This is a genomic window from Streptococcus sp. K0074 (assembly GCF_048843365.1).
GTDB classification, from domain to species: Bacteria; Bacillota; Bacilli; order Lactobacillales; family Streptococcaceae; genus Streptococcus; species Streptococcus mitis_BM.
In genome coordinates, this window is record NZ_CP184836.1 from 532050 (window position 1) to 552729 (window position 20680).

The following is a 20680-nucleotide window of genomic DNA, read 5'->3' on the forward strand; positions in this document are numbered from 1 at the left end:
CTGCGAAAATCTAATTCAAACCGCGTCAGCTCTATCTGCAACCTCAAAACAGTGTTTTGAGCAACCTACGGCTAGCTTCCTGGTTTGCTCTTTGATTTTCATTGAGTAGAAGAAGCGAATGAAGAGAGTAAGATGAAAGAAGCTATAATTGAGTGGAAGGATTTCTCTTTCCGGTATGAAACACAACAAGAACCGACCTTGCAAGGGGTAGACTTGACCATTTACAAGGGAGAGAAAGTCGTAATTGTTGGGCCATCTGGGTCAGGTAAATCTACCTTGGGTCAGTGTTTGAATGGGATAATTCCCAATATTTACAAGGGGCAGCCATCTGGAGAATTTTTAATTAAGGGGCAAGCCGCTTTTGATATGAGCATCTATGATAAATCTCATCTGGTCAGTACAGTTTTGCAGGATACAGATGGGCAGTTTATCGGCTTGTCCGTAGCAGAAGATTTGGCTTTTGCTCTGGAAAATGATGTGACAGATCTAGAGGAGATGAAAAGCCGTGTTCATAAATGGGCTGAAAAGCTGGACCTTCTTTCTTTACTGTCTCAGCGTCCACAGGATTTGTCAGGTGGACAAAAGCAGCGGGTCAGTCTGGCTGGTGTCTTGATTGATGAGAGTCCGATTCTCTTGTTTGATGAGCCACTCGCCAATCTTGATCCCAAGTCAGGTCAGGATATTATCGAATTGATTGATCAGATTCATAAGGAGGAGGGGACGACGACTCTTATTATCGAGCACCGTTTGGAGGATGTTCTGCATCGTCCTGTGGATCGGATTGTCTTGATAAACGATGGCCGTATCCTCTTTAATGGGAGTCCTGATCAGTTATTGGCGACTGATTTGTTGACCCAAAATGGAATTCGAGAACCCCTTTATCTAACCACTCTCCGTCAATTGGGTGTGGATTTAGCCAAGGAAGAACAATTAGCAAATCTGGATAACTTGTCTATCTCGAAAGATCAGCTTCAGTTGCGAACGGAACTGGTAAAAGAGGCCCCAGAATTACAGTCACTCTTTAGACTAGAGGATGTGTCTTTTTCTTATGATGATAGACTGATTTTAAAATCCCTACATTTGGATATTAAAAAGGGTGAAAAGATTGCCATTGTTGGGAAAAATGGAGCAGGGAAGTCAACTCTAGCCAAGGCTTTAAGTAGCTTTATCCAGACGGAAGGTTCTTACCTTTGGGAAGGGCAGGATATAAAAGGAGATTCTGTTGCAGAGCGGGCGGAACGAGTAGGCTATGTGCTGCAAAATCCCAATCAAATGATTTCAACTAATATGATTTTTGATGAGGTGGCTCTAGGGCTTCGTTTGCGAGGTGTGGACGAGCAGGAAATTGAAACGAGAGTCTATGAAACCTTGAAAATCTGTGGGCTTTACGAATTCCGTAATTGGCCCATTTCTGCCCTGTCATTTGGTCAGAAAAAACGTGTCACTATTGCCTCAATTTTGGTCTTGGGAGCTGAAATTATCCTCTTAGATGAGCCAACAGCAGGTCAAGACCAGAAGAATTATACTGAGATTATGGAATTTCTCGAAGAACTGCACCAAAAAGGGCATACCATTGTCATGATTACCCATGATATGCAATTGATGCTGGATTATTCTGATCGTGCTCTTGTCATGGTTGATGGAGAATTGATTGCCGATACCGATCCAGCTAGTCTGTTGAGCAATCCTGAGCTGTTAGTAAAAGCCAACCTAAAAGAAACTTCTATCTTCAACTTGGCCAAGAAACTAGACGTGGATCCACTTACTTTAACGGCATTTTACAAAGAAAGGAGAGAAGGATGCAAGCTAAATTAATTGGTTACCAGCATAGAGATACTGTGATTCATCGCTTGTCAGGAGCTGGAAAACTTCTCTTTTTCATCCTCGTGTCATTGGCGGCCATGATTAGCTATGATACCAGACTGCTTGTTCTGATTGCCATCTTTTCGCTCTTTCTCCTCTATTTGTCAGAAATCCGTTTTAAAGATGTTTCCTTTGTAGCAGTTTTTGCGACGGTATTTGCTATTTTGAATGTCTTGATGGTCTATCTCTTTTCTCCCGAGTATGGGGTTGGACTTTACGGAGAGAGAAGTGTGATTTGGCAGGGAATTGGTGCCTACACTCTGACCAGTCAAGAACTCTTTTATCTGCTAAATTTGGCTATTAAGTACCTTTGCACTATTCCTCTGGCTATTATCTTTTTGATGACAACCCACCCTAGTCAGTTTGCTTCCAGTTTAAATCAAATTGGTGTGCCCTATAAGATTGCCTATTCTGTCAGCCTGACTTTGCGCTATATTCCAGATTTGCAGGAAGAATTCTTTACTATTAAGATGTCTCAGGAGGCGCGTGGGATGGAATTATCCAAGAAAGCTTCTCTTATGCAACGAATCAAAGGCAATCTGCGCATTATTACTCCCTTGATTTTCAGTTCGCTAGAACGCATTGATACCATCGCGACCGCCATGGAGCTTCGCCGCTTTGGAAAAGAGAAAAAACGCACTTGGTATAGTTACCAGGCCTTGAAAAAAGGAGACTATCTTACCTTGTTCTTGGCAGCCTTGTTTTTAGTAGCTAGTTTACTACTTATCTTGCAGAATCAGGGACGATTTTACAACCCTTGGAAATAGCTTGAAAAAATTGAAAAAATCAAGTCGTTTCTATTGACAATGATTCTGAAAGTGTTATACTAGGAAAGTAGTTTCGCTGATTTACTTCAAACCTGTTGTGAGGTAAGTTAACGATGCCTTAACCACGCTGTTTGCTGAGCTTGACTCCGGGCAGTGTGGCTATTTTTTTGCAATGGTGAAAGGAAGCAAGTCATGACAAATCACATTGTATTATTTGAACCACAAATTCCACAAAATACAGGCAATATCGCGCGTACTTGCGCTGCGACCAATTCTCCCCTCCACATCATCAAGCCTATGGGCTTTCCTATCGATGATCGCAAGATGAAGCGAGCTGGGCTGGATTATTGGGATAAGCTAGAGATTTATTTTTACGACAGTTTGGAAGATTTCATGTCCCAGATGGAAGGAAAACTCTATCTGATTTCGAAATTTGCTGAGAACGTGTATTCTGAGGTGGATTTATCGACTGACGAAGACCATTATTTTCTCTTTGGACGTGAAGACAAGGGCTTGCCTGAGGACTTTATGCGAGAACATCCTGAGAAGGCTCTCCGTATTCCCATGAATGATGAACATGTCCGCAGTCTCAATGTGTCTAATACCGTCTGCATGATTGTCTACGAAGCCCTTCGCCAGCAGAACTTTGCAGGTCTTGAGCTCGTTCATACCTATGAAGTGGATAAGTTGAAATAAAAAATGAAAATGAAAACGAACAAAATGCTTGCGCTTGCAAGCGTTTTTTGTTATGATAAAAGAGTCTTCAGGGCAGGGTGAAATTCCCGACCGGCGGTAAATTTGACTAGCTATTTTAGCTTTCTCGTCGTTGTCTTGTCTCGATATACTTTAAGTATTATCTTCGACTGCGACGCCTAGATAAATCTAAAATATCTTAGCCAAATAAGTCCGCGAGCGCAAGCTGATGTGGTGAGATTCCACAACCGACAGTATAGTCTGGATGGGAGAAGACGAAAGAATAGCTTGTCTGTTCTGATGGATTTATAGATAAACTGTAACCGCTCGCTTAACGGAGTAAGTGGGAACTTTTGGGATATAAAAAGTGAGAATAGATAGAGGAATCCTTTCTAACTTCTTCTGATTTTATAGAAAATTGGAGGAACCTGTTATGACAAACACACGTCGACTTTCGACCATTGCGATTTTATCAGCCATCTCATTTGTGCTGATGTACTTTGACTTTCCGCTTCTACCAGCGGCATCCTTCCTTAAGATCGAATTTAGTATCTTGCCAGTCCTTGTGGGCTTGGTGGTCATGGATTTGCCTGCTGCTTTAGGAATTCTCTTGCTTCGTTCACTCTTGAAATTGCTTCTTAACAGCCAGGGAGTGAATACTTACATTGGTTTGCCAATGAATATCGTAGCTTTGGGAGTTTTTGTCATCGTATTTGCTTTGATTTGGAAAAAGGAACGGACACCCCTTCGTTTCCTACTAGGCTCTCTAGCTGGGACTATTGGTTTAACCGTGGCTATGTTGGTTCTCAACTATGTTTATGCTGTTCCTTTGTACGCTAAGTTTGCTAACTTTGATATTGGAAAAATTTTGGGACTTTCCAACTACCTAATGACCATGGTATTACCTTTTAACTTGATTGAGGGTGTAATCTTTTCCGTTTCATTCTGGTTGTTGTATGTTCTCTTGAAACCAACCTTAAAACATTATGAGAGATAAACAAACATTTTTAATGAAGGGCAGTTTTGCCCTTTTACTTTTCGTTATTCTTGGTTACATGGTCAAATTTTACCCTGAAACGCTGGTCGGTTTTGACCAACCGATTCAGACTACCGTTCGAGGAGACTTGCCAGATTACTTGACTATTCTTTTTAGGGTCATCACACGCTTGATTGATATTCCAGTGATTATCACTTGGGTTGTCATTACAGCTTTTGTCTTTTATCGTAAGCGGTGGAAGATAGAAAGTTTCTTCATGCTGGGAAATCTAGCTTTGGCAGGTCTTTTAATCGTGACCTTTAAAAATATTTACCAGCGTCCACGACCAGCTATTTTACACTTGGTAGAGGAGAAGGGATTTTCCTTTCCAAGCGGGCATTCTCTGGCTGTGACTTTGATGGTCGGCTCTTTGATTGTCATTCTCAGTCAACGAATTAAAAATCCAGTCTGGAGAAAAATCGTGCAAATGTTTCTTGGTCTCTACCTAGTCAGTGTGCTGGTATCGAGGGTCTATCTGGGAGTTCACTATCCATCAGACGTCCTTGCCAGTCTCTGTGTAGGTTTGGGAGTCTTGTTTATCGAGTTTCCCTTCTATGACAAACTCCGATTCCAATGGCGATTTAAAGGCAAGCAGAAGTGAGTATCAAATTCCTTTGAGGAGAAAGAAATGAAAGTCAATATAGCAGATCTTCATCCGACTCAACTATACTTATCAGAAAAGAAGTTGCAAGATATTCAGATGCTTTACCAGTCGGCAGAAACAATCCAAGTCGATCCAATCAGTATTCTTGCCTTTGGAAATTGCTTGTTGATTACAGATGGACATCACAGGGCTTATCAGGCTTTATTGGCAGGTCGGGATACGATTTCTGCTGAGTGGGATAGAGATGGTGGTGATGAACTATATCATCTCTATGCGCAAGCTTGTGAGGAAAGAATGATTTACTCTGTTCTGGATTTAAAAAATCATATCTTAGCTCAAGATGAGTATGAAGCAAAATGGTATAACTGGTGTGATGGTTTTAATCAAGCAGCAACTATTTTGTGGAAAAGGAAAGCAGATGAAACGGATTTTACAAATAGATAATGCACTGCGTCTTGTTCCTTATTATAAGGTCAATCATTGTGAAGAAGCTTTTGCTTGGTATCAGGATGTGAACTTAGTTCACCTCGTAGATGGTGTGAAGAAACCTTATAGTCAAGAAACTTTGGAAGCTATGTATTCCCATTTGGATCAGCATGGTGAACTTTTTTGGATTGAAGTCAAGGAGAAGGGAGAATGGTTTCCAATTGGGGATGTTACACTATCTCAGGATAATCTCCCCATTGTGATTGGGAATTCCGCTTACCAACATCGAGGACTTGGAAAAAAGATTCTAAGTGCTTTGATTGAATTGGCTCGAGTAAAAGGATGGAAAGAATTGAGAGTCAAGGAAATCTACACCTACAATCATGCTTCTAGGAGGTGTTTCAAGTCGCTTGGATTTGTGGAAAATGGAGCAACAGAAAAAGGAATGAGTTTTGTATTGAAATTAATCTAATCTAACTTGTTTTTTAACTCAAAATCTGATAAACTATGTAGTAATTGAATAGAAATCTGCAAGACTAGTAACTCAAGGGAAGTATATCAGGGAGGAGAGCCGTGACTGCAAGCTCTCTATATGAAAGCTGGGTGAATTCACTTGTGCATGGATTTAGAAATGAAGGTCTGACTTGTCAGATAAAAACGGATGGTACCGCGTGTCAACGCTCCGAGTGGAGTTTTTGGCATGTGGTTTTCTTTTTATCTACGAGAGACTGATGGAGGAATTATGTCAACTATTGAAGAACAATTAAAAGCGCTTCGTGAAGAAACGCTGGCTAGCTTGAAGCAGATTACTGCTGAAAATAAAAAAGAGATGCAAGATTTGCGTGTTTCTGTCCTTGGGAAAAAGGGTTCACTTACTGAAATCCTCAAAGGGATGAAAGATGTCTCTGCTGAGATGCGTCCGATTATCGGGAAACACGTCAATGAAGCTCGTGATGTCTTGACAGCAGCCTTTGAAGAAACAGCTAAACTATTGGAAGAAAAGAAAGTCGCAGCTCAACTGGCTAGCGAGAGTATCGATGTGACACTTCCAGGTCGCCCTGTTGCGACGGGTCACCGCCACGTTTTGACACAAACCAGTGAAGAAATCGAAGATATTTTCATTGGTATGGGTTACCAAGTCGTGGATGGTTTTGAAGTGGAGCAAGACTACTATAACTTTGAACGTATGAACCTTCCGAAAGATCATCCAGCCCGCGATATGCAGGACACATTCTATATCACTGAAGAAATCTTGCTCCGTACTCACACGTCTCCAGTTCAAGCTCGTGCTATGGATGCCCATGATTTCTCCAAAGGTCCTTTGAAAATGATCTCGCCAGGGCGTGTGTTCCGTCGTGACACAGACGATGCGACCCACAGTCACCAGTTCCACCAAATCGAAGGCTTGGTTGTTGGGAAGAACATCTCTATGGCTGACCTTCAAGGAACCCTTCAGTTGATTATCCAAAAAATGTTTGGTGAAGAGCGTCAGATTCGTCTGCGCCCATCTTACTTCCCATTCACAGAGCCATCTGTTGAGGTGGATGTTTCTTGCTTCAAGTGTGGTGGAGAAGGCTGTAATGTATGTAAGAAAACAGGTTGGATCGAGATTATGGGTGCCGGTATGGTTCACCCACGTGTCCTTGAAATGAGTGGTATCGATGCGACTGTTTACTCTGGATTTGCCTTTGGTCTTGGTCAAGAGCGTGTAGCTATGCTCCGTTATGGAATCAACGATATTCGTGGCTTCTACCAAGGAGATGTCCGCTTCTCAGAACAGTTTAAATAATGATTAGAAAAGTAGAAATGCCAGATGTTGAGGTGTTGGCTAAAATAGCCAAACAAACCTTTCGTGAAACATTTGCGCATGATAATACGGAAGAGCAGTTACAGGAATACTTTGAAGAGGCTTATAGTCTGAGAGTTTTGTCAACTGAGTTGGAAAATCCAGAATCCGAAACCTATTTCATTATGCATGAAGAGGAGATAGCTGGTTTTCTCAAAGTCAACTGGGGAAGTGCTCAGACTGAGAGAAAATTAGAGGATGCTTTTGAAATTCAACGCCTCTATGTGCTACAAAAATTCCAAGGATTTGGATTCGGTAAGCAACTGTTTGAATTTGCTCTTGAACTTGCTACAAAAAATAATTTTTCTTGGGCTTGGCTAGGTGTTTGGGAGCATAATACAAAAGCTCAAGCGTTTTATAATCGATATGGTTTTGAAAAATTTAGCCAACATCATTTTATGGTTGGTCAAAAAGTAGATACGGATTGGTTACTGAGAAAGAAATTAAGGTAAGAAGATGATTCTTCTATTGAAATGATAGGAAAGGAAAAGAACTAGAGTGGCAACTGTCATTCTGGAGAACTAAATTATGCTTGTATCTTATAAATGGTTAAAAGAATTGGTGGACATTGATGTGCCATCACAAGAGTTGGCTGAAAAAATGTCAACTACAGGGATCGAGGTCGAAGGTGTGGAATCACCGGCTGCTGGTCTCTCAAAAATTGTCGTCGGTGAGGTCTTGTCTTGCGAAGATGTGCCAGAAACTCACCTCCATGTTTGTCAGGTTAACGTTGGCGAAGAAGAAGCTCGTCAAATCGTTTGTGGGGCCCCAAATGTGCGTGCTGGTATCAAGGTTATGGTGGCTCTTCCAGGAGCTCGCATTGCTGACAATTACAAGATCAAAAAAGGGAAAATCCGCGGTCTTGAGTCACTTGGGATGATCTGTTCACTTGGTGAATTGGGAATTTCTGACTCAGTTGTACCTAAGGAATTCGCAGATGGCATCCAAATCTTGCCAGAAAATGCCGTTCCAGGTGAGGATGTCTTCTCATACCTAGACTTGGATGATGAAATCATCGAACTTTCTATCACACCCAACCGTGCAGATGCCCTTTCTATGCGTGGGGTAGCTCACGAAGTAGCAGCTATCTACGATAAGGCAGTCAACTTTAAAGAATTTACTCTTTCAGAAACTGACCAAGCAGCAGCAGATGCTCTTTCTGTGGACATTGAGACAGACAAGGCGCCTTACTATGCAGCTCGTATCTTGGACAATGTGACCATCGCACCAAGTCCACAATGGTTGCAAAACCTTCTCATGAACGAAGGCATCCGTCCCATCAATAACGTGGTAGACGTAACCAACTATATCTTGCTTTACTTTGGTCAACCTATGCACGCCTTTGACTTGGATACCTTTGAAGGGAGTGACATCCGTGTACGTGAAGCGCGTGCTGGTGAAAAATTAGTGACCTTGGATGGTGAAGAACGTGACTTGGAAACAAATGACCTAGTCATCACTGTCGCAGACAAGCCAGTAGCCCTTGCAGGTGTTATGGGTGGTCAAGCAACAGAAATCTCTGAAAAGTCTACTCGTGTTGTTCTTGAAGCTGCTGTTTTCAATGGCAAATCAATTCGTAAGACCAGCGGTCGTCTTAACCTTCGTTCTGAGTCATCTTCTCGCTTTGAAAAAGGTATCAATGTGGCAACTGTTAACGAAGCCCTTGATGCTGCGGCTAGCATGATTGCAGAACTTGCAGGTGCGACGGTGCGTAAAGGTATCGTTTCAGCGGGTGAGCTTGATACCTCTGATGTGGAAGTTTCTTCAACTCTTGCTGATGTTAATCGTGTCCTCGGAACTGATCTTTCTTATGCTGATGTAGAAGACGTCTTCCGTCGTCTGGGCTTTGGTCTTTCTGGAAATGCAGACAGTTTTACAGTCAGCGTACCACGTCGTCGTTGGGATATCACAATCGAGGCAGACCTCTTTGAAGAAATCGCTCGTATCTATGGTTATGACCGCTTGCCAACCAGCCTTCCAAAAGGCGATGGGACAGCTGGTGAATTGACTGCGACACAAAAACTCCGCCGTCAGGTTCGTACTATTGCTGAAGGAGCAGGTTTGACAGAAATCATCACCTATGCTCTAACAACTCCTGAAAAAGCAGTTGAGTTTACGGCTCAACCAAGTAACCTTACTGAACTTATGTGGCCAATGACAGTGGACCGTTCTGTTCTCCGTCAAAATATGATTTCTGGTATCCTAGATACAGTTGCTTATAACGTGGCTCGTAAGAACAAAAACTTGGCCCTTTACGAAATTGGAAAAGTCTTTGAACAAACAGGCAATCCAAAAGAAGAACTTCCAAATGAAATCAACAGTTTTGCCTTTGCCTTGACAGGCTTGGTTGCTGAAAAAGATTTCCAAACAGTAGCAGTTCCAGTTGATTTCTTCTATGCTAAAGGAATCCTTGAAGCCCTATTTGCTCGTTTGGGCCTCCAAGTAACTTATACAGCAACATCTGAAATTGCTAGCCTCCACCCAGGTCGTACAGCCATGATTTCACTAGGTGACCAAGTTCTTGGTTTCCTTGGTCAAGTGCATCCAGTCACTGCTAAGGCCTACGATATTCCAGAAACTTATGTGGCTGAGCTCAACCTTTCAGCCATCGAAGCAGCGCTTCAACCTGATGCTCCATTTGTGGAAATCACCAAATTCCCAGCAGTCAGCCGTGACGTTGCCCTTCTCCTCAAGGCAGAAGTGACTCATCAAGAAGTTGTAGATGCTATCCAAGCTGCCGGCGTGAAACGTTTGACAGATATCAAACTCTTTGACGTTTTCTCAGGCGAAAAATTGGGACTTGGTATGAAGTCAATGGCTTATAGCTTGACTTTCCAAAATCCAGAAGATAGCTTGACGGACGAAGAAGTAGCACGCTACATGGAAAAAATCCAAGCATCGCTTGAAGAAAAAGTCAATGCAGAAGTGCGTTAAGTTATTAGAGTTTGAAATGAAAGTTTAGACTTAAACATAAAAAACGAATAAAACTAGTTTTCTAGACGGTTAGAATTCTATTTTGTTCGTTTTTTGTTTTTAAATCTTAGGTCTTGTTAGTGTGAATGAAGCTGTTCTTATATACTTTCTTGATTTCGCTTTTATAACTGTTTAAGACTACAGTAGATTGAAATAAACTGCGAACAAATCTATTGGGGAATTCAAACAAGTTTATAGCAATGTTTTAGAAGTTTCAATGTGCTGTTTCAACTTCGGCATGAAATAAAATCTAAGTGTATTTTTATTTTTCTGTCTAATAAATCAAAATACTTGATTTATTAGCATAACAATGATAAAATTAGAATTAAAGTAGTGCATATGTGATTCTTTCAGTTAATATATATATATATATATATTAACTAGTATTGCCGTCTTCACTAGTTTAATAAATTATAAAGGAGTCTTTATAGATGGAAAATAATCATTCTATGAGTCGAGTAGAACGCTCACGTCGTGAGAAGGTAACTCGTTACTCTGTCAGAAAAGTAAGTTTTGGTGCGGCCAGTGTAGCGGTTGCAGCATTTTTTATGTTTTTGGGAAATGGTGCAGTGTATGCAGCAGAACCAAACGTAACAGCAACAGATTCTGCCCTAGCAGCTACTCCAGCAAATAATCAGTTGGATGAAAATTCTGGTAGCAGTGAAGCTACTGTTTCGAAAGCTCAAGCAGATACAACTACTCCAACACCTGCTGATGCAAGCTCAACATCAGTGGAGTCAGCTACTGTTTCGAAAGCTCAAGCAGACACAACTACTTCAAAACCTGCTGATGCTACTCCAGCGCCAGTAGTATCATCTACTACTTCAACAACAGAAGAAAAATCAGCAGAAAAAAACACTGAGGCATCATCTGCAGAAGCAAATAGCGTAGAAAACAAACAACAAACAACAGTAAAAGCTGAAGAGCCATCTGCGACATCAGTAGCAACAACAAAACCTGCAGAAGAAACTGCAACAACAGAAAGCAGCAAACCAAAATCACGTAAAAAACGTGCTGTAGATGCTACTTCTGTGGATACAGTAGCAGCAACATCTTCAAATGAAAATGACCCATTAGCTAAGAACCGTAAAAATACAGGTCAAATAATAAATGGAGATTTTTCAGATACCAGCAAAGGAGCTACTATTCCAACAGAAGGTCCTAGAAATGCAGCTAATACATATAGTGCAGTAACTGAAGATCAAATGGTGGGTTGGAAACTAGATAAAACAGATGGAAAGACTAATCGTTTTGATTTAGTATGGGCCCCTAACGCTCTGCCAGCTTATAACTATCTTACTTTTGGTAAAACACCAAATAAAGTAGGAGCCAATTTAGGGTTATATACTAACCATAATTTCTATGGTGGAAAAAGAAAAGAAGGTTCAGGTCCAATTTATCAGGATATTGATGTTACACCTGGTGGAGAAGCAGTTATCCGGTTTGTAGGATCAAGTGTATGGAATGCTAACGGGTATAATGGGGTTCAAGTAACCGTTTCAGATGCGTCAAATCCAGGAGATATTTTATATAAAGGATCGCCGTTTTTAAATGAAGCTAAATATGGAGTTTTTAGAGGTATCTTAAACATTCCAGCAAATGTAAGTAAAATTCGCTTAACATTTTCATCTACAGTGAATTCTTCTTTTGATACAGCAAATATGAAGAACCACCTAATCCCCAATGAATGGGGAAGTTCAGTGGTGGGGGATGTTAAAGTATCTTCAGGATCATTTGTGACCTCTAGCGTAAACAACATTGCGTATACAGAGACAGCAACATCCTCTTCGGCTAAAGTAGTTGATTCAACCGTGAGTGCTACCCTCACGAATGAAGGGTATGGAGATGCTATGGATGCTGAATATAAGGTTGTTCTTCCTAAGGGAGCAACATATAAATCAGGTACAAATGTCAAATCTTATTCATTTGACGAGTCATCTCGTACACTAACTCTAAAAATAGGCGAAGTAAAAAGGGATCAACCAGTAAAATTTGATTATACAATAACACTACCCGCAGATAAACCTACAAGAGAAACATTAACAGGTCATGTTAGTTATCGTACAAAAGGCTTTAGTATGAATGAAAGGTCTTTAAGTGTAAACCAAGCAACTGTTGGTGGACAAGAGTACGGTATTCGTAATGAATTTATTAAAACAGAATCAACAGTAAAACAAGGTTCAGTAGATATTCCTGCTCAAACAGTTACTGTCAAGATGTATAAAGATGATTTACAAACATCTGTGACACAAATGGAAGAAACACTTAAGACGTTGAATAAGGATGATTATTCAACAGAATCTTGGAATAGTTTACAAAAAGCACTTCGTGATGCAAAAAAAGTTCTATCAGAAACTGATGCTACTCCAATAGAAGATAGAGCAGATCAAGATACTATTAACAATTTTCCTATTTTATTAGCTAAAGAGAAAGCTAAGTTAGATTTAGATAAAGTTGCAAAAGAACAAAAAGTTGCAATAGATACTAAGAATAATGCTACAAGGGAAGAAAAAGCAGAAGCAAAAGCGAAAGTTGAAGATGCTTTAGATAAAGCAAATTTGGCGGTAGATGCAGCGAAAACAGTGGATGATGTGGCAACAATAGGCGCAACACAAACATCGAAGATTACCCCTATTTTTCCTGTTGAAGTCTCTAAGGATGCAGCAAAAGCAGAGATTCAAAAATCATTAGAACTTAAAAATGCAGAAATCAATGGTAATGATAATTTAACAACAGAAGAAAAAACTACTGCGTTAGCTGAAGCTAAGAAGAAAGCAGATGAAGCAAAAGCTTTAGTAGATGGAGCGACAACAGATGCGAGTGTAGAACGTGCAGAGATTTCAGGGATTAATAAAATAGAATCTTACAATCCAGCAGCTGTAGAAAAAGACACAGCTAAAAAGGCCGTAGAAGCCGCATTAAAAGCACAAGAAAAAGCGATTGACGCAAAAGCAGATTCAACAACAGAAGAAAAAGAAGCTGCTAAAGAAGAAGCTAGAGCGAAAGCAGAAGCAGCCAAAGAAGCCATCGATAAAGCAGATTCTAATGCGAATGTAGCAGCAGCTAAAGAAGCAGGAGTAGGAAAAATTACCCCTGTAGTGCCAAAAGCAGAAGTAAAACCAGCCGCAAAACAAGCGATTGAAGATGCTTATACTGCAAAAGTTGCAGAAATTGAGAAACGTCCTGAGTTAACAACAGAAGAAAAAGAAGCAGCCAAAGCAGAAGCACGTAAATTGGCAGATGCAGCCAGAGCAAATGTTGATAAAGCGAAGACAGACGATGCAGTAGAAACAGCAAAAGAATCTGGAACAGGAAAAGTCGAAGCAGTAGATCCAGCAGCTGTAGAAAAAGACACAGCTAAAAAGGCCGTAGAAGCCGCATTAAAAGCACAAGAAAAAGCGATTGACGCAAAAGTAGATTCAACAACAGAAGAAAAAGAAGCTGCTAAAGAAGAAGCTAGAGCGAAAGCAGAAGCAGCCAAAGAAGCTATCGATAAAGCAGATTCTAATGCGAATGTAGCAGCAGCTAAAGAAGCAGGAGTAGGAAAAATTACCCCTGTAGTGCCAAAAGCAGAAGTAAAACCAGCCGCAAAACAAGCGATTGAAGATGCTTATACTGCAAAAGTTGCAGAAATTGAGAAACGTCCTGAGTTAACTACTGAAGAAAAAGCAGCAGCCAAAGCAGAAGCACGTAAATTAGCAGATGCAGCCAGAGCAAATGTTGATAAAGCGAAGACAGACGATGCAGTAGAAACAGCAAAAGAATCTGGAACAGGAAAAGTAGAAGCAGTAGATCCAGCAGCTGTAGAAAAAGACACAGCTAAAAAGGCCGTAGAAGCCGCATTAAAAGCACAAGAAAAAGCGATTGACGCAAAAGCAGATTCAACAACAGAAGAAAAAGAAGCTGCTAAAGAAGAAGCTAGAGCGAAAGCAGAAGCAGCCAAAGAAGCTATCGATAAAGCAGATTCTAATGCGAATGTAGCAGCAGCTAAGGATGCAGGAGTAGGAACAATTACGCCTGTAGAACCAAAAGCAGAAGTAAAACCAGCCGCAAAACAAGCGATTGAAGATGCTTATACTGCAAAAGTTGCAGAGATTGAAAAACGTCCTGAGTTAACAACAGAAGAAAAAGAAGCAGCTAAAGCAGAAGCACGTAAGTTAGCAGATGCAGCCAAAGCAAATGTTGATAAAGCGAAGACAGATGATGCAGTAGCAACCGCAAAAGAATCTGGAACAGGAAAAGTTGAAGCAGTAGATCCAGCAGGTGTGGAAAAAGACACAGCTAAAAAAGCCGTAGAAGCCGCATTAAAAGCACAAGAAAAAGCTATCGATGCTAAAGCAGATTCAACAACAGAAGAAAAAGAAGCTGCTAAAGAAGACGCTAGAGCGAAAGCAGAAACAGCCAAAGAAGCCATCGATAAAGCAGACTCTAATGCAGATGTAACGGCAGCTAAAGAAGCAGGAGTAGGAACAATTACCCCTGTAGTGCCAAAAGCAGAAGTAAAACCAGCCGCAAAACAAGCGATTGAAGATGCTTATACTGCAAAAGTTGCAGAAATTGAGAAACGTCCTGAGTTAACAACAGAAGAAAAAGAAGCAGCCAAAGCAGAAGCACGTAAATTGGCAGATGCAGCTAAAGCAAATGTTGATAAAGCGAAGACAGATGATGCAGTAGCGGCAGCAGAAGACAAAGGAACTACAAAAGTAGCAGATGTAGATCCAGCAGCAAAAGCAAAACCAGCAGCAAAAGCGGCCATCGATGCAGCATTAAAAGCACAAGAAAAAGCAATTGATGCAAAAACTGAATCAACAATAGAGGAAAAAGAAGCCGCTAAAGAAGAAGCACGTGCCAAAGCAGAAGCAGCCAAAGAAGCCATCGATAAAGCAGACTCTAATGCAGATGTAACGGCAGCTAAAGAAGCAGGAGTAGGAACAATTACCCCTGTAGTGCCAAAAGCAGAAGTAAAACCAGCCGCAAAACAAGCGATTGAAGATGCTTATACTGCAAAAGTTGCAGAAATTGAGAAACGTCCTGACTTGACTACTGAAGAAAAAGAAGCAGCCAAAGCAGAAGCACGTAAATTGGCAGATGCAGCTAAAGCAAATGTTGATAAAGCGAAGACAGATGATGCAGTAGCGGCAGCAGAAGACAAAGGAACTACAAAAGTAGCAGATGTAGATCCAGCAGCAAAAGCAAAACCAGCCGCTAAAGCCGCAGTAGATGCAGCATTAGCAGAAAAAGACAAAGCGATCGACGCTAACGACAAACTTTCAGATGCAGAAAAATCAGCAGCGAAAGAAGAAGCTAAGAAAGCAGCAGACGAAGCTAAGAAAGCGATTGATGCAGCAACTGATCAAGCTGGAGTAGACGCAAAAGCAACTGAAGGAACAGATGCAGTAGCGGCAGTCAACCCAGTAGGAAAAGACAAAGCTAAAGCGGCAGTAGATGCAGCATTGGCAGAAAAAGACAAAGCGATCGACGCTAACGACAAACTTTCAGATGCAGAAAAATCAGCAGCGAAAGAAGAAGCTAAGAAAGCAGCAGACGAAGCTAAGAAAGCAATCGATGCAGCAACTGATCAAGCTGGAGTAGACGCAAAAGCAACTGAAGGAACAGATGCAGTAGCGGCAGTCAACCCAGTAGGAAAAGACAAAGCTAAAGCGGCAGTAGATGCAGCATTGGCAGAAAAAGACAAGGCGATCGACGCTAACGACAAACTTTCAGATGCAGAAAAATCAGCAGCGAAAGAAGAAGCTAAGAAAGCAGCAGACGAAGCTAAGAAAGCAATCGATGCAGCAACTGATCAAGCTGGAGTAGACGCAAAAGCAACTGAAGGAACAGATGCAGTAGCGGCAGTCAACCCAGTAGGAAAAGACAAAGCTAAAGCGGCAGTAGATGCAGCATTGGCAGAAAAAGACAAAGCGATCGACGCTAACGACAAACTTTCAGATGCAGAAAAATCAGCAGCGAAAGAAGAAGCTAAGAAAGCAGCGGACGAAGCTAAGAAAGCGATCGATGCAGCAACTGACCAAGCTGGAGTAGACGCAAAAGCAACTGAAGGAACAGATGCAGTAGCGGCAGTAAACCCAGTAGGAAAAGACAAAGCTAAAGCGGCAGTAGATGCAGCATTGGCAGAAAAAGACAAAGCGATCGACGCTAACGACAAACTTTCAGATGCAGAAAAATCAGCAGCGAAAGAAGAAGCTAAGAAAGCAGCGGACGAAGCTAAGAAAGCGATCGATGCAGCAACTGATCAAGCTGGAGTAGACGCAAAAGCAACTGAAGGAACAGATGCAGTAGCGGCAGTAAACCCAGTAGGAAAAGACAAAGCAAAAGCGGCAGTAGATGCAGCATTGGCAGAAAAAGACAAAGCGATCGACGCTAACGACAAACTTTCAGATGCAGAAAAATCAGCAGCGAAAGAAGAAGCTAAGAAAGCAGCAGACGAAGCTAAGAAAGCGATCGATGCAGCAACTGACCAAGCTGGAGTAGACGCAAAAGCAACTGAAGGAACAGATGCAGTAGCGGCAGTAAACCCAGTAGGAAAAGACAAAGCTAAAGCGGCAGTAGATGCAGCATTGGCAGAAAAAGACAAAGCGATCGACGCTAACGACAAACTTTCAGATGCAGAAAAATCAGCAGCGAAAGAAGAAGCTAAGAAAGCAGCGGACGAAGCTAAGAAAGCGATCGATGCAGCAACTGATCAAGCTGGAGTAGACGCAAAAGCAACTGAAGGAACAGATGCAGTAGCGGCAGTAAACCCAGTAGGAAAAGACAAAGCTAAAGCGGCAGTAGATGCAGCATTGGCAGAAAAAGACAAAGCGATCGACGCTAACGACAAACTTTCAGATGCAGAAAAATCAGCAGCGAAAGAAGAAGCTAAGAAAGCAGCGGACGAAGCTAAGAAAGCAATCGATGCAGCAACTGACCAAGCTGGAGTAGACGCAAAAGCAACTGAAGGAACAGATGCAGTAGCGGCAGTCAACCCAGTAGGAAAAGACAAAGCAAAAGCGGCAGTAGATGCAGCATTGGCAGAAAAAGACAAAGCGATCGACGCTAACGACAAACTTTCAGATGCAGAAAAATCAGCAGCGAAAGAAGAAGCTAAGAAAGCAGCGGACGAAGCTAAGAAAGCGATCGATGCAGCAACTGACCAAGCTGGAGTAGACGCAAAAGCAACTGAAGGAACAGATGCAGTAGCGGCAGTAAACCCAGTAGGAAAAGACAAAGCTAAAGCGGCAGTAGATGCAGCATTGGCAGAAAAAGACAAAGCGATCGACGCTAACGACAAACTTTCAGATGCAGAAAAATCAGCAGCGAAAGAAGAAGCTAAGAAAGCAGCGGACGAAGCTAAGAAAGCGATCGATGCAGCAACTGACCAAGCTGGAGTAGACGCAAAAGCAACTGAAGGAACAGATGCAGTAGCGGCAGTAAACCCAGTAGGAAAAGACAAAGCTAAAGCGGCAGTAGATGCAGCATTGGCAGAAAAAGACAAAGCGATCGACGCTAACGACAAACTTTCAGATGCAGAAAAATCAGCAGCGAAAGAAGAAGCTAAGAAAGCAGCGGACGAAGCTAAGAAAGCGATCGATGCAGCAACTGATCAAGCTGGAGTAGACGCAAAAGCAACTGAAGGAACAGATGCAGTAGCGGCAGTAAACCCAGTAGGAAAAGACAAAGCAAAAGCGGCAGTAGATGCAGCATTGGCAGAAAAAGACAAAGCGATCGACGCTAACGACAAACTTTCAGATGCAGAAAAATCAGCAGCGAAAGAAGAAGCTAAGAAAGCAGCAGACGAAGCTAAGAAAGCGATCGATGCAGCAACTGACCAAGCTGGAGTAGACGCAAAAGCAACTGAAGGAACAGATGCAGTAGCGGCAGTAAACCCAGTAGGAAAAGACAAAGCTAAAGCGGCAGTAGATGCAGCATTGGCAGAAAAAGACAAAGCGATCGACGCTAACGACAAACTTTCAGATGCAGAAAAATCAGCAGCGAAAGAAGAAGCTAAGAAAGCAGCGGACGAAGCTAAGAAAGCGATCGATGCAGCAACTGATCAAGCTGGAGTAGACGCAAAAGCAACTGAAGGAACAGATGCAGTAGCGGCAGTAAACCCAGTAGGAAAAGACAAAGCTAAAGCGGCAGTAGATGCAGCATTGGCAGAAAAAGACAAAGCGATCGACGCTAACGACAAACTTTCAGATGCAGAAAAATCAGCAGCGAAAGAAGAAGCTAAGAAAGCAGCGGACGAAGCTAAGAAAGCAATCGATGCAGCAACTGACCAAGCTGGAGTAGACGCAAAAGCAACTGAAGGAACAGATGCAGTAGCGGCAGTCAACCCAGTAGGAAAAGACAAAGCAAAAGCGGCAGTAGATGCAGCATTGGCAGAAAAAGACAAAGCGATCGACGCTAACGACAAACTTTCAGATGCAGAAAAATCAGCAGCGAAAGAAGAAGCTAAGGCAGCAGCAGACGAAGCTAAGAAAGCAATCGATGCAGCAACTGACCAAGCTGGAGTAGACGCAAAAGAGGCTGAAGGAAAAGCAGAAATCGCTAAAGTAACACCAGCACCAGCGGTAGAAGTAGGAAAATCAGCAGCGAAAGCGGAAATCGAAAAAGCAGCAAAAGCCAAAGAAGCAGCGATCGATGCCAACGACAAACTTTCAGATGCAGAAAAAGCAGCGGCAAAAGCACAAGTAGCAGCTGAAGCTAAGAAAGCAATCGAAGCAATAGAAAAAGCTACAACGGAAGCAGAAGTAGAAGCAGCGAAAGAAGCAGGAAAAGCAGAAATCGCTAAAGTAGCACCAGCAACAACAGATTACAAGGCTAAAGCCAAAGCAGAAGTAGAAGCTGAATTAGCTAAGAAATTAGCTGAACTTGAAAATGCAACTGATTTAACAGAAGCAGAAAAAGCAGCGGCAAAAGCACAAGTAGTCAACAAAGCTAAGGAAGCAATTGAAGCGATTCAAAAAGCAGCCACAGAAGCAGATGTAGACCAAGCGATTCGTAACTTTGTTTACCGTATTTCAGCAGTTATTCGTGAGCAAGAAGAATATGATTTATCAAAATTGTTTGTAAATGGTTCTGTAACTGTTAAGCAAGGTGAATCTTTAACGGATAAAGATGTTTTATCAAAACTAAACTTACCAAGCGGTGTAGAAATTGTTAAGGTTGAAAAACCTACAACATCAGCATTAGGTACAGTGATGGCTAAAGTAACAGTTAAATTAGCAGATGGAAGCGTAGAAGAAATTAACGTACCTGTTGAAGTTATTGTTTCACAAAATCATGGAAATGAAGGAAATGGAGCAAATAACGGAGCTAATAACACTGAAGCCAAAGTTAATAAAGCTAAGTTAGAAGGTGCTATCCATCAATTAGATGAATTGATCATTAAAGAATCAGCTAAGCTTGATGCAGAAACTGCAAAAGAAGCGAATGCATTATCAGCAGATGCTAAGAAAGTATTTGCTAATGCAGACGCAAGTCAAGCAGAAGTGGATGCAATGGTTAAACGTATCGAAGACTTCATGGCGAAAGTTGCTCCATCAACGAATCATGCAAATACAGCTAACGATCAATCTGCTCAAACACCAGCTGTAGCTCCAGCTACTACTCAAGCAGCAGCTAATGCTAGCCAAACAGTATCAGCACAAGCAAATGCGCGTAAAGCGGCTAAAGAATTGCCAAATACAGGTACAGTAAATTCTACTGTAGCTATGGTAGCAGCAGCTGCAAGTGCATTACTTGGTCTCGGTCTTGCAGGCCGTCGTCGTAAAGAAGACGAAGAAGCTTAATTGGTAGATTATTTGATAATTATCAGATGATAAGTCCGATTTTCAAAGCTTAAACAAGTACCTCTCACAAGAAAATCTCCTAGCAGGAAAGCCTGCTAGGAGATTTTTGATACAGGTAAATTGAGTAGTGAATCTAAATCCTAAATTTCATGGAATTTCATGAGGTAATGAGAGGTTTAGGCCAACTCAATTTCAAAAAATTTTTAGGTTTAGGGATGACTATTCATATAGAGATAGGTAATTCTTCAAAGATGGTAGTCATATAGAGGACGATAGTTGTTAAGTAATGTTTTAATTGATAATAGTTGCTATTTGATGATGTTTTATGTCAAAGTAAATAAATAGGATTTTTATTTTTGACAAATGATAACATATGATGTAATGATTTTTAGGGAAAAGCTATTTGGAATAAAGGAGTTGCTCACATAACAATTCAGGATCAAAAATAGACAGTTGAGGAGCGGAAGTGATAAATCGAGTTTGCTACTGTATAATGGATTTATCACTAATACTCTTCGAAAATCAAATTCAAACCACGTCAGCTTCGCCTTGCCGTACTCAAGTACAGCCTACGGCTAGCTTCCTAGTTTGCTCTTTGATTTTCATTGAGTATAAAAGTGCTCCAGGCCATATTTTACACAGCAATAGTCTTATAAAAAAGGACAGAAACCATTGTAA

11 protein-coding genes and 1 riboswitch are annotated in these 20680 nt (G+C 41.5%); all 11 genes read left to right on the forward strand.

Going from position 1 to position 20680, the window contains the following annotated elements; all coding sequences use genetic code 11:
- The first annotated feature begins 132 nt into the window (after positions 1 to 132).
- A complete protein-coding gene (locus tag ACN076_RS02710; RefSeq protein ID WP_420790078.1) occupies positions 133 to 1815 on the forward strand; it encodes an ABC transporter ATP-binding protein in 1683 nt (560 codons plus the stop codon).
- Positions 1800 to 2630: an energy-coupling factor transporter transmembrane component T family protein gene (locus tag ACN076_RS02715; RefSeq protein WP_420790079.1), complete on the forward strand. Its 831-nt coding sequence runs from the start codon at positions 1800 to 1802 to the stop codon at positions 2628 to 2630. The genes ACN076_RS02710 and ACN076_RS02715 overlap by 16 nt, the downstream gene beginning before the upstream one ends.
- 192 nt (positions 2631 to 2822) lie before the next feature.
- On the forward strand, positions 2823 to 3326 hold the full coding sequence (locus ACN076_RS02720; protein WP_060805312.1) for a tRNA (cytidine(34)-2'-O)-methyltransferase: 504 nt from the start codon (positions 2823 to 2825) through the stop codon (positions 3324 to 3326).
- 59 nt (positions 3327 to 3385) lie between these two features.
- A riboswitch (FMN riboswitch) is annotated at positions 3386 to 3604 on the forward strand.
- A 152-nt stretch (positions 3605 to 3756) separates the two neighbouring features.
- Complete coding sequence (locus ACN076_RS02725; protein WP_049510808.1) at positions 3757 to 4320, forward strand: ECF transporter S component; 564 nt, start codon at positions 3757 to 3759, stop codon at positions 4318 to 4320.
- Entirely contained in the window at positions 4310 to 4960 is a 651-nt protein-coding gene (locus ACN076_RS02730) for a phosphatase PAP2 family protein (protein WP_060805311.1), read from the forward strand. The genes ACN076_RS02725 and ACN076_RS02730 overlap by 11 nt, the downstream gene beginning before the upstream one ends.
- Before the next feature lie 27 nt (positions 4961 to 4987).
- On the forward strand, positions 4988 to 5407 hold the full coding sequence (locus tag ACN076_RS02735) for a chromosome partitioning protein ParB (RefSeq protein ID WP_000867300.1): 420 nt from the start codon (positions 4988 to 4990) through the stop codon (positions 5405 to 5407).
- A gap of 4 nt (positions 5408 to 5411) precedes the next feature.
- Positions 5412 to 5861, forward strand: coding sequence for a GNAT family N-acetyltransferase (locus ACN076_RS02740; protein WP_025171450.1), 450 nt, complete (start codon positions 5412 to 5414; stop codon positions 5859 to 5861).
- Between the two features lie 270 nt (positions 5862 to 6131).
- Positions 6132 to 7178 (forward strand): phenylalanine--tRNA ligase subunit alpha, encoded by a 1047-nt coding sequence (gene pheS / locus ACN076_RS02745; RefSeq protein ID WP_420790080.1) that lies wholly within the window; start codon positions 6132 to 6134, stop codon positions 7176 to 7178.
- On the forward strand, positions 7178 to 7687 hold the full coding sequence (locus ACN076_RS02750; protein WP_420790081.1) for a GNAT family N-acetyltransferase: 510 nt from the start codon (positions 7178 to 7180) through the stop codon (positions 7685 to 7687). The genes pheS and ACN076_RS02750 overlap by 1 nt, the downstream gene beginning before the upstream one ends.
- 76 nt (positions 7688 to 7763) lie before the next feature.
- Complete coding sequence (gene pheT / locus ACN076_RS02755; protein WP_420790082.1) at positions 7764 to 10169, forward strand: phenylalanine--tRNA ligase subunit beta; 2406 nt, start codon at positions 7764 to 7766, stop codon at positions 10167 to 10169.
- A 470-nt stretch (positions 10170 to 10639) separates the two neighbouring features.
- The gene (locus ACN076_RS02760) at positions 10640 to 20002 is read left to right on the forward strand and encodes a SasC/FmtB family protein (RefSeq protein ID WP_420790083.1); all 9363 of its coding nucleotides are present in this window, start codon (positions 10640 to 10642) and stop codon (positions 20000 to 20002) included.
- Positions 20003 to 20680 lie beyond the last annotated feature (678 nt).

Excerpts from the sequence above, each read along its gene's own strand:
- ACN076_RS02750 (WP_420790081.1), top strand. The coding sequence starts at position 7,178 with ATGATTAGAAAAGTAGAAATGCCAGATGTTGAGGTGTTGGCTAAAATA.
- ACN076_RS02760 (WP_420790083.1), top strand. The coding sequence starts at position 10,640 with ATGGAAAATAATCATTCTATGAGTCGAGTAGAACGCTCACGTCGTGAG.
- ACN076_RS02730 (WP_060805311.1), top strand. The coding sequence starts at position 4,310 with ATGAGAGATAAACAAACATTTTTAATGAAGGGCAGTTTTGCCCTTTTA.
- ACN076_RS02715 (WP_420790079.1), top strand. The coding sequence starts at position 1,800 with ATGCAAGCTAAATTAATTGGTTACCAGCATAGAGATACTGTGATTCAT.
- pheS (WP_420790080.1), top strand. The coding sequence starts at position 6,132 with ATGTCAACTATTGAAGAACAATTAAAAGCGCTTCGTGAAGAAACGCTG.
- ACN076_RS02720 (WP_060805312.1), top strand. The coding sequence starts at position 2,823 with ATGACAAATCACATTGTATTATTTGAACCACAAATTCCACAAAATACA.
- ACN076_RS02710 (WP_420790078.1), top strand. The coding sequence starts at position 133 with ATGAAAGAAGCTATAATTGAGTGGAAGGATTTCTCTTTCCGGTATGAA.
- ACN076_RS02735 (WP_000867300.1), top strand. The coding sequence starts at position 4,988 with ATGAAAGTCAATATAGCAGATCTTCATCCGACTCAACTATACTTATCA.
- pheT (WP_420790082.1), top strand. The coding sequence starts at position 7,764 with ATGCTTGTATCTTATAAATGGTTAAAAGAATTGGTGGACATTGATGTG.
- ACN076_RS02725 (WP_049510808.1), top strand. The coding sequence starts at position 3,757 with ATGACAAACACACGTCGACTTTCGACCATTGCGATTTTATCAGCCATC.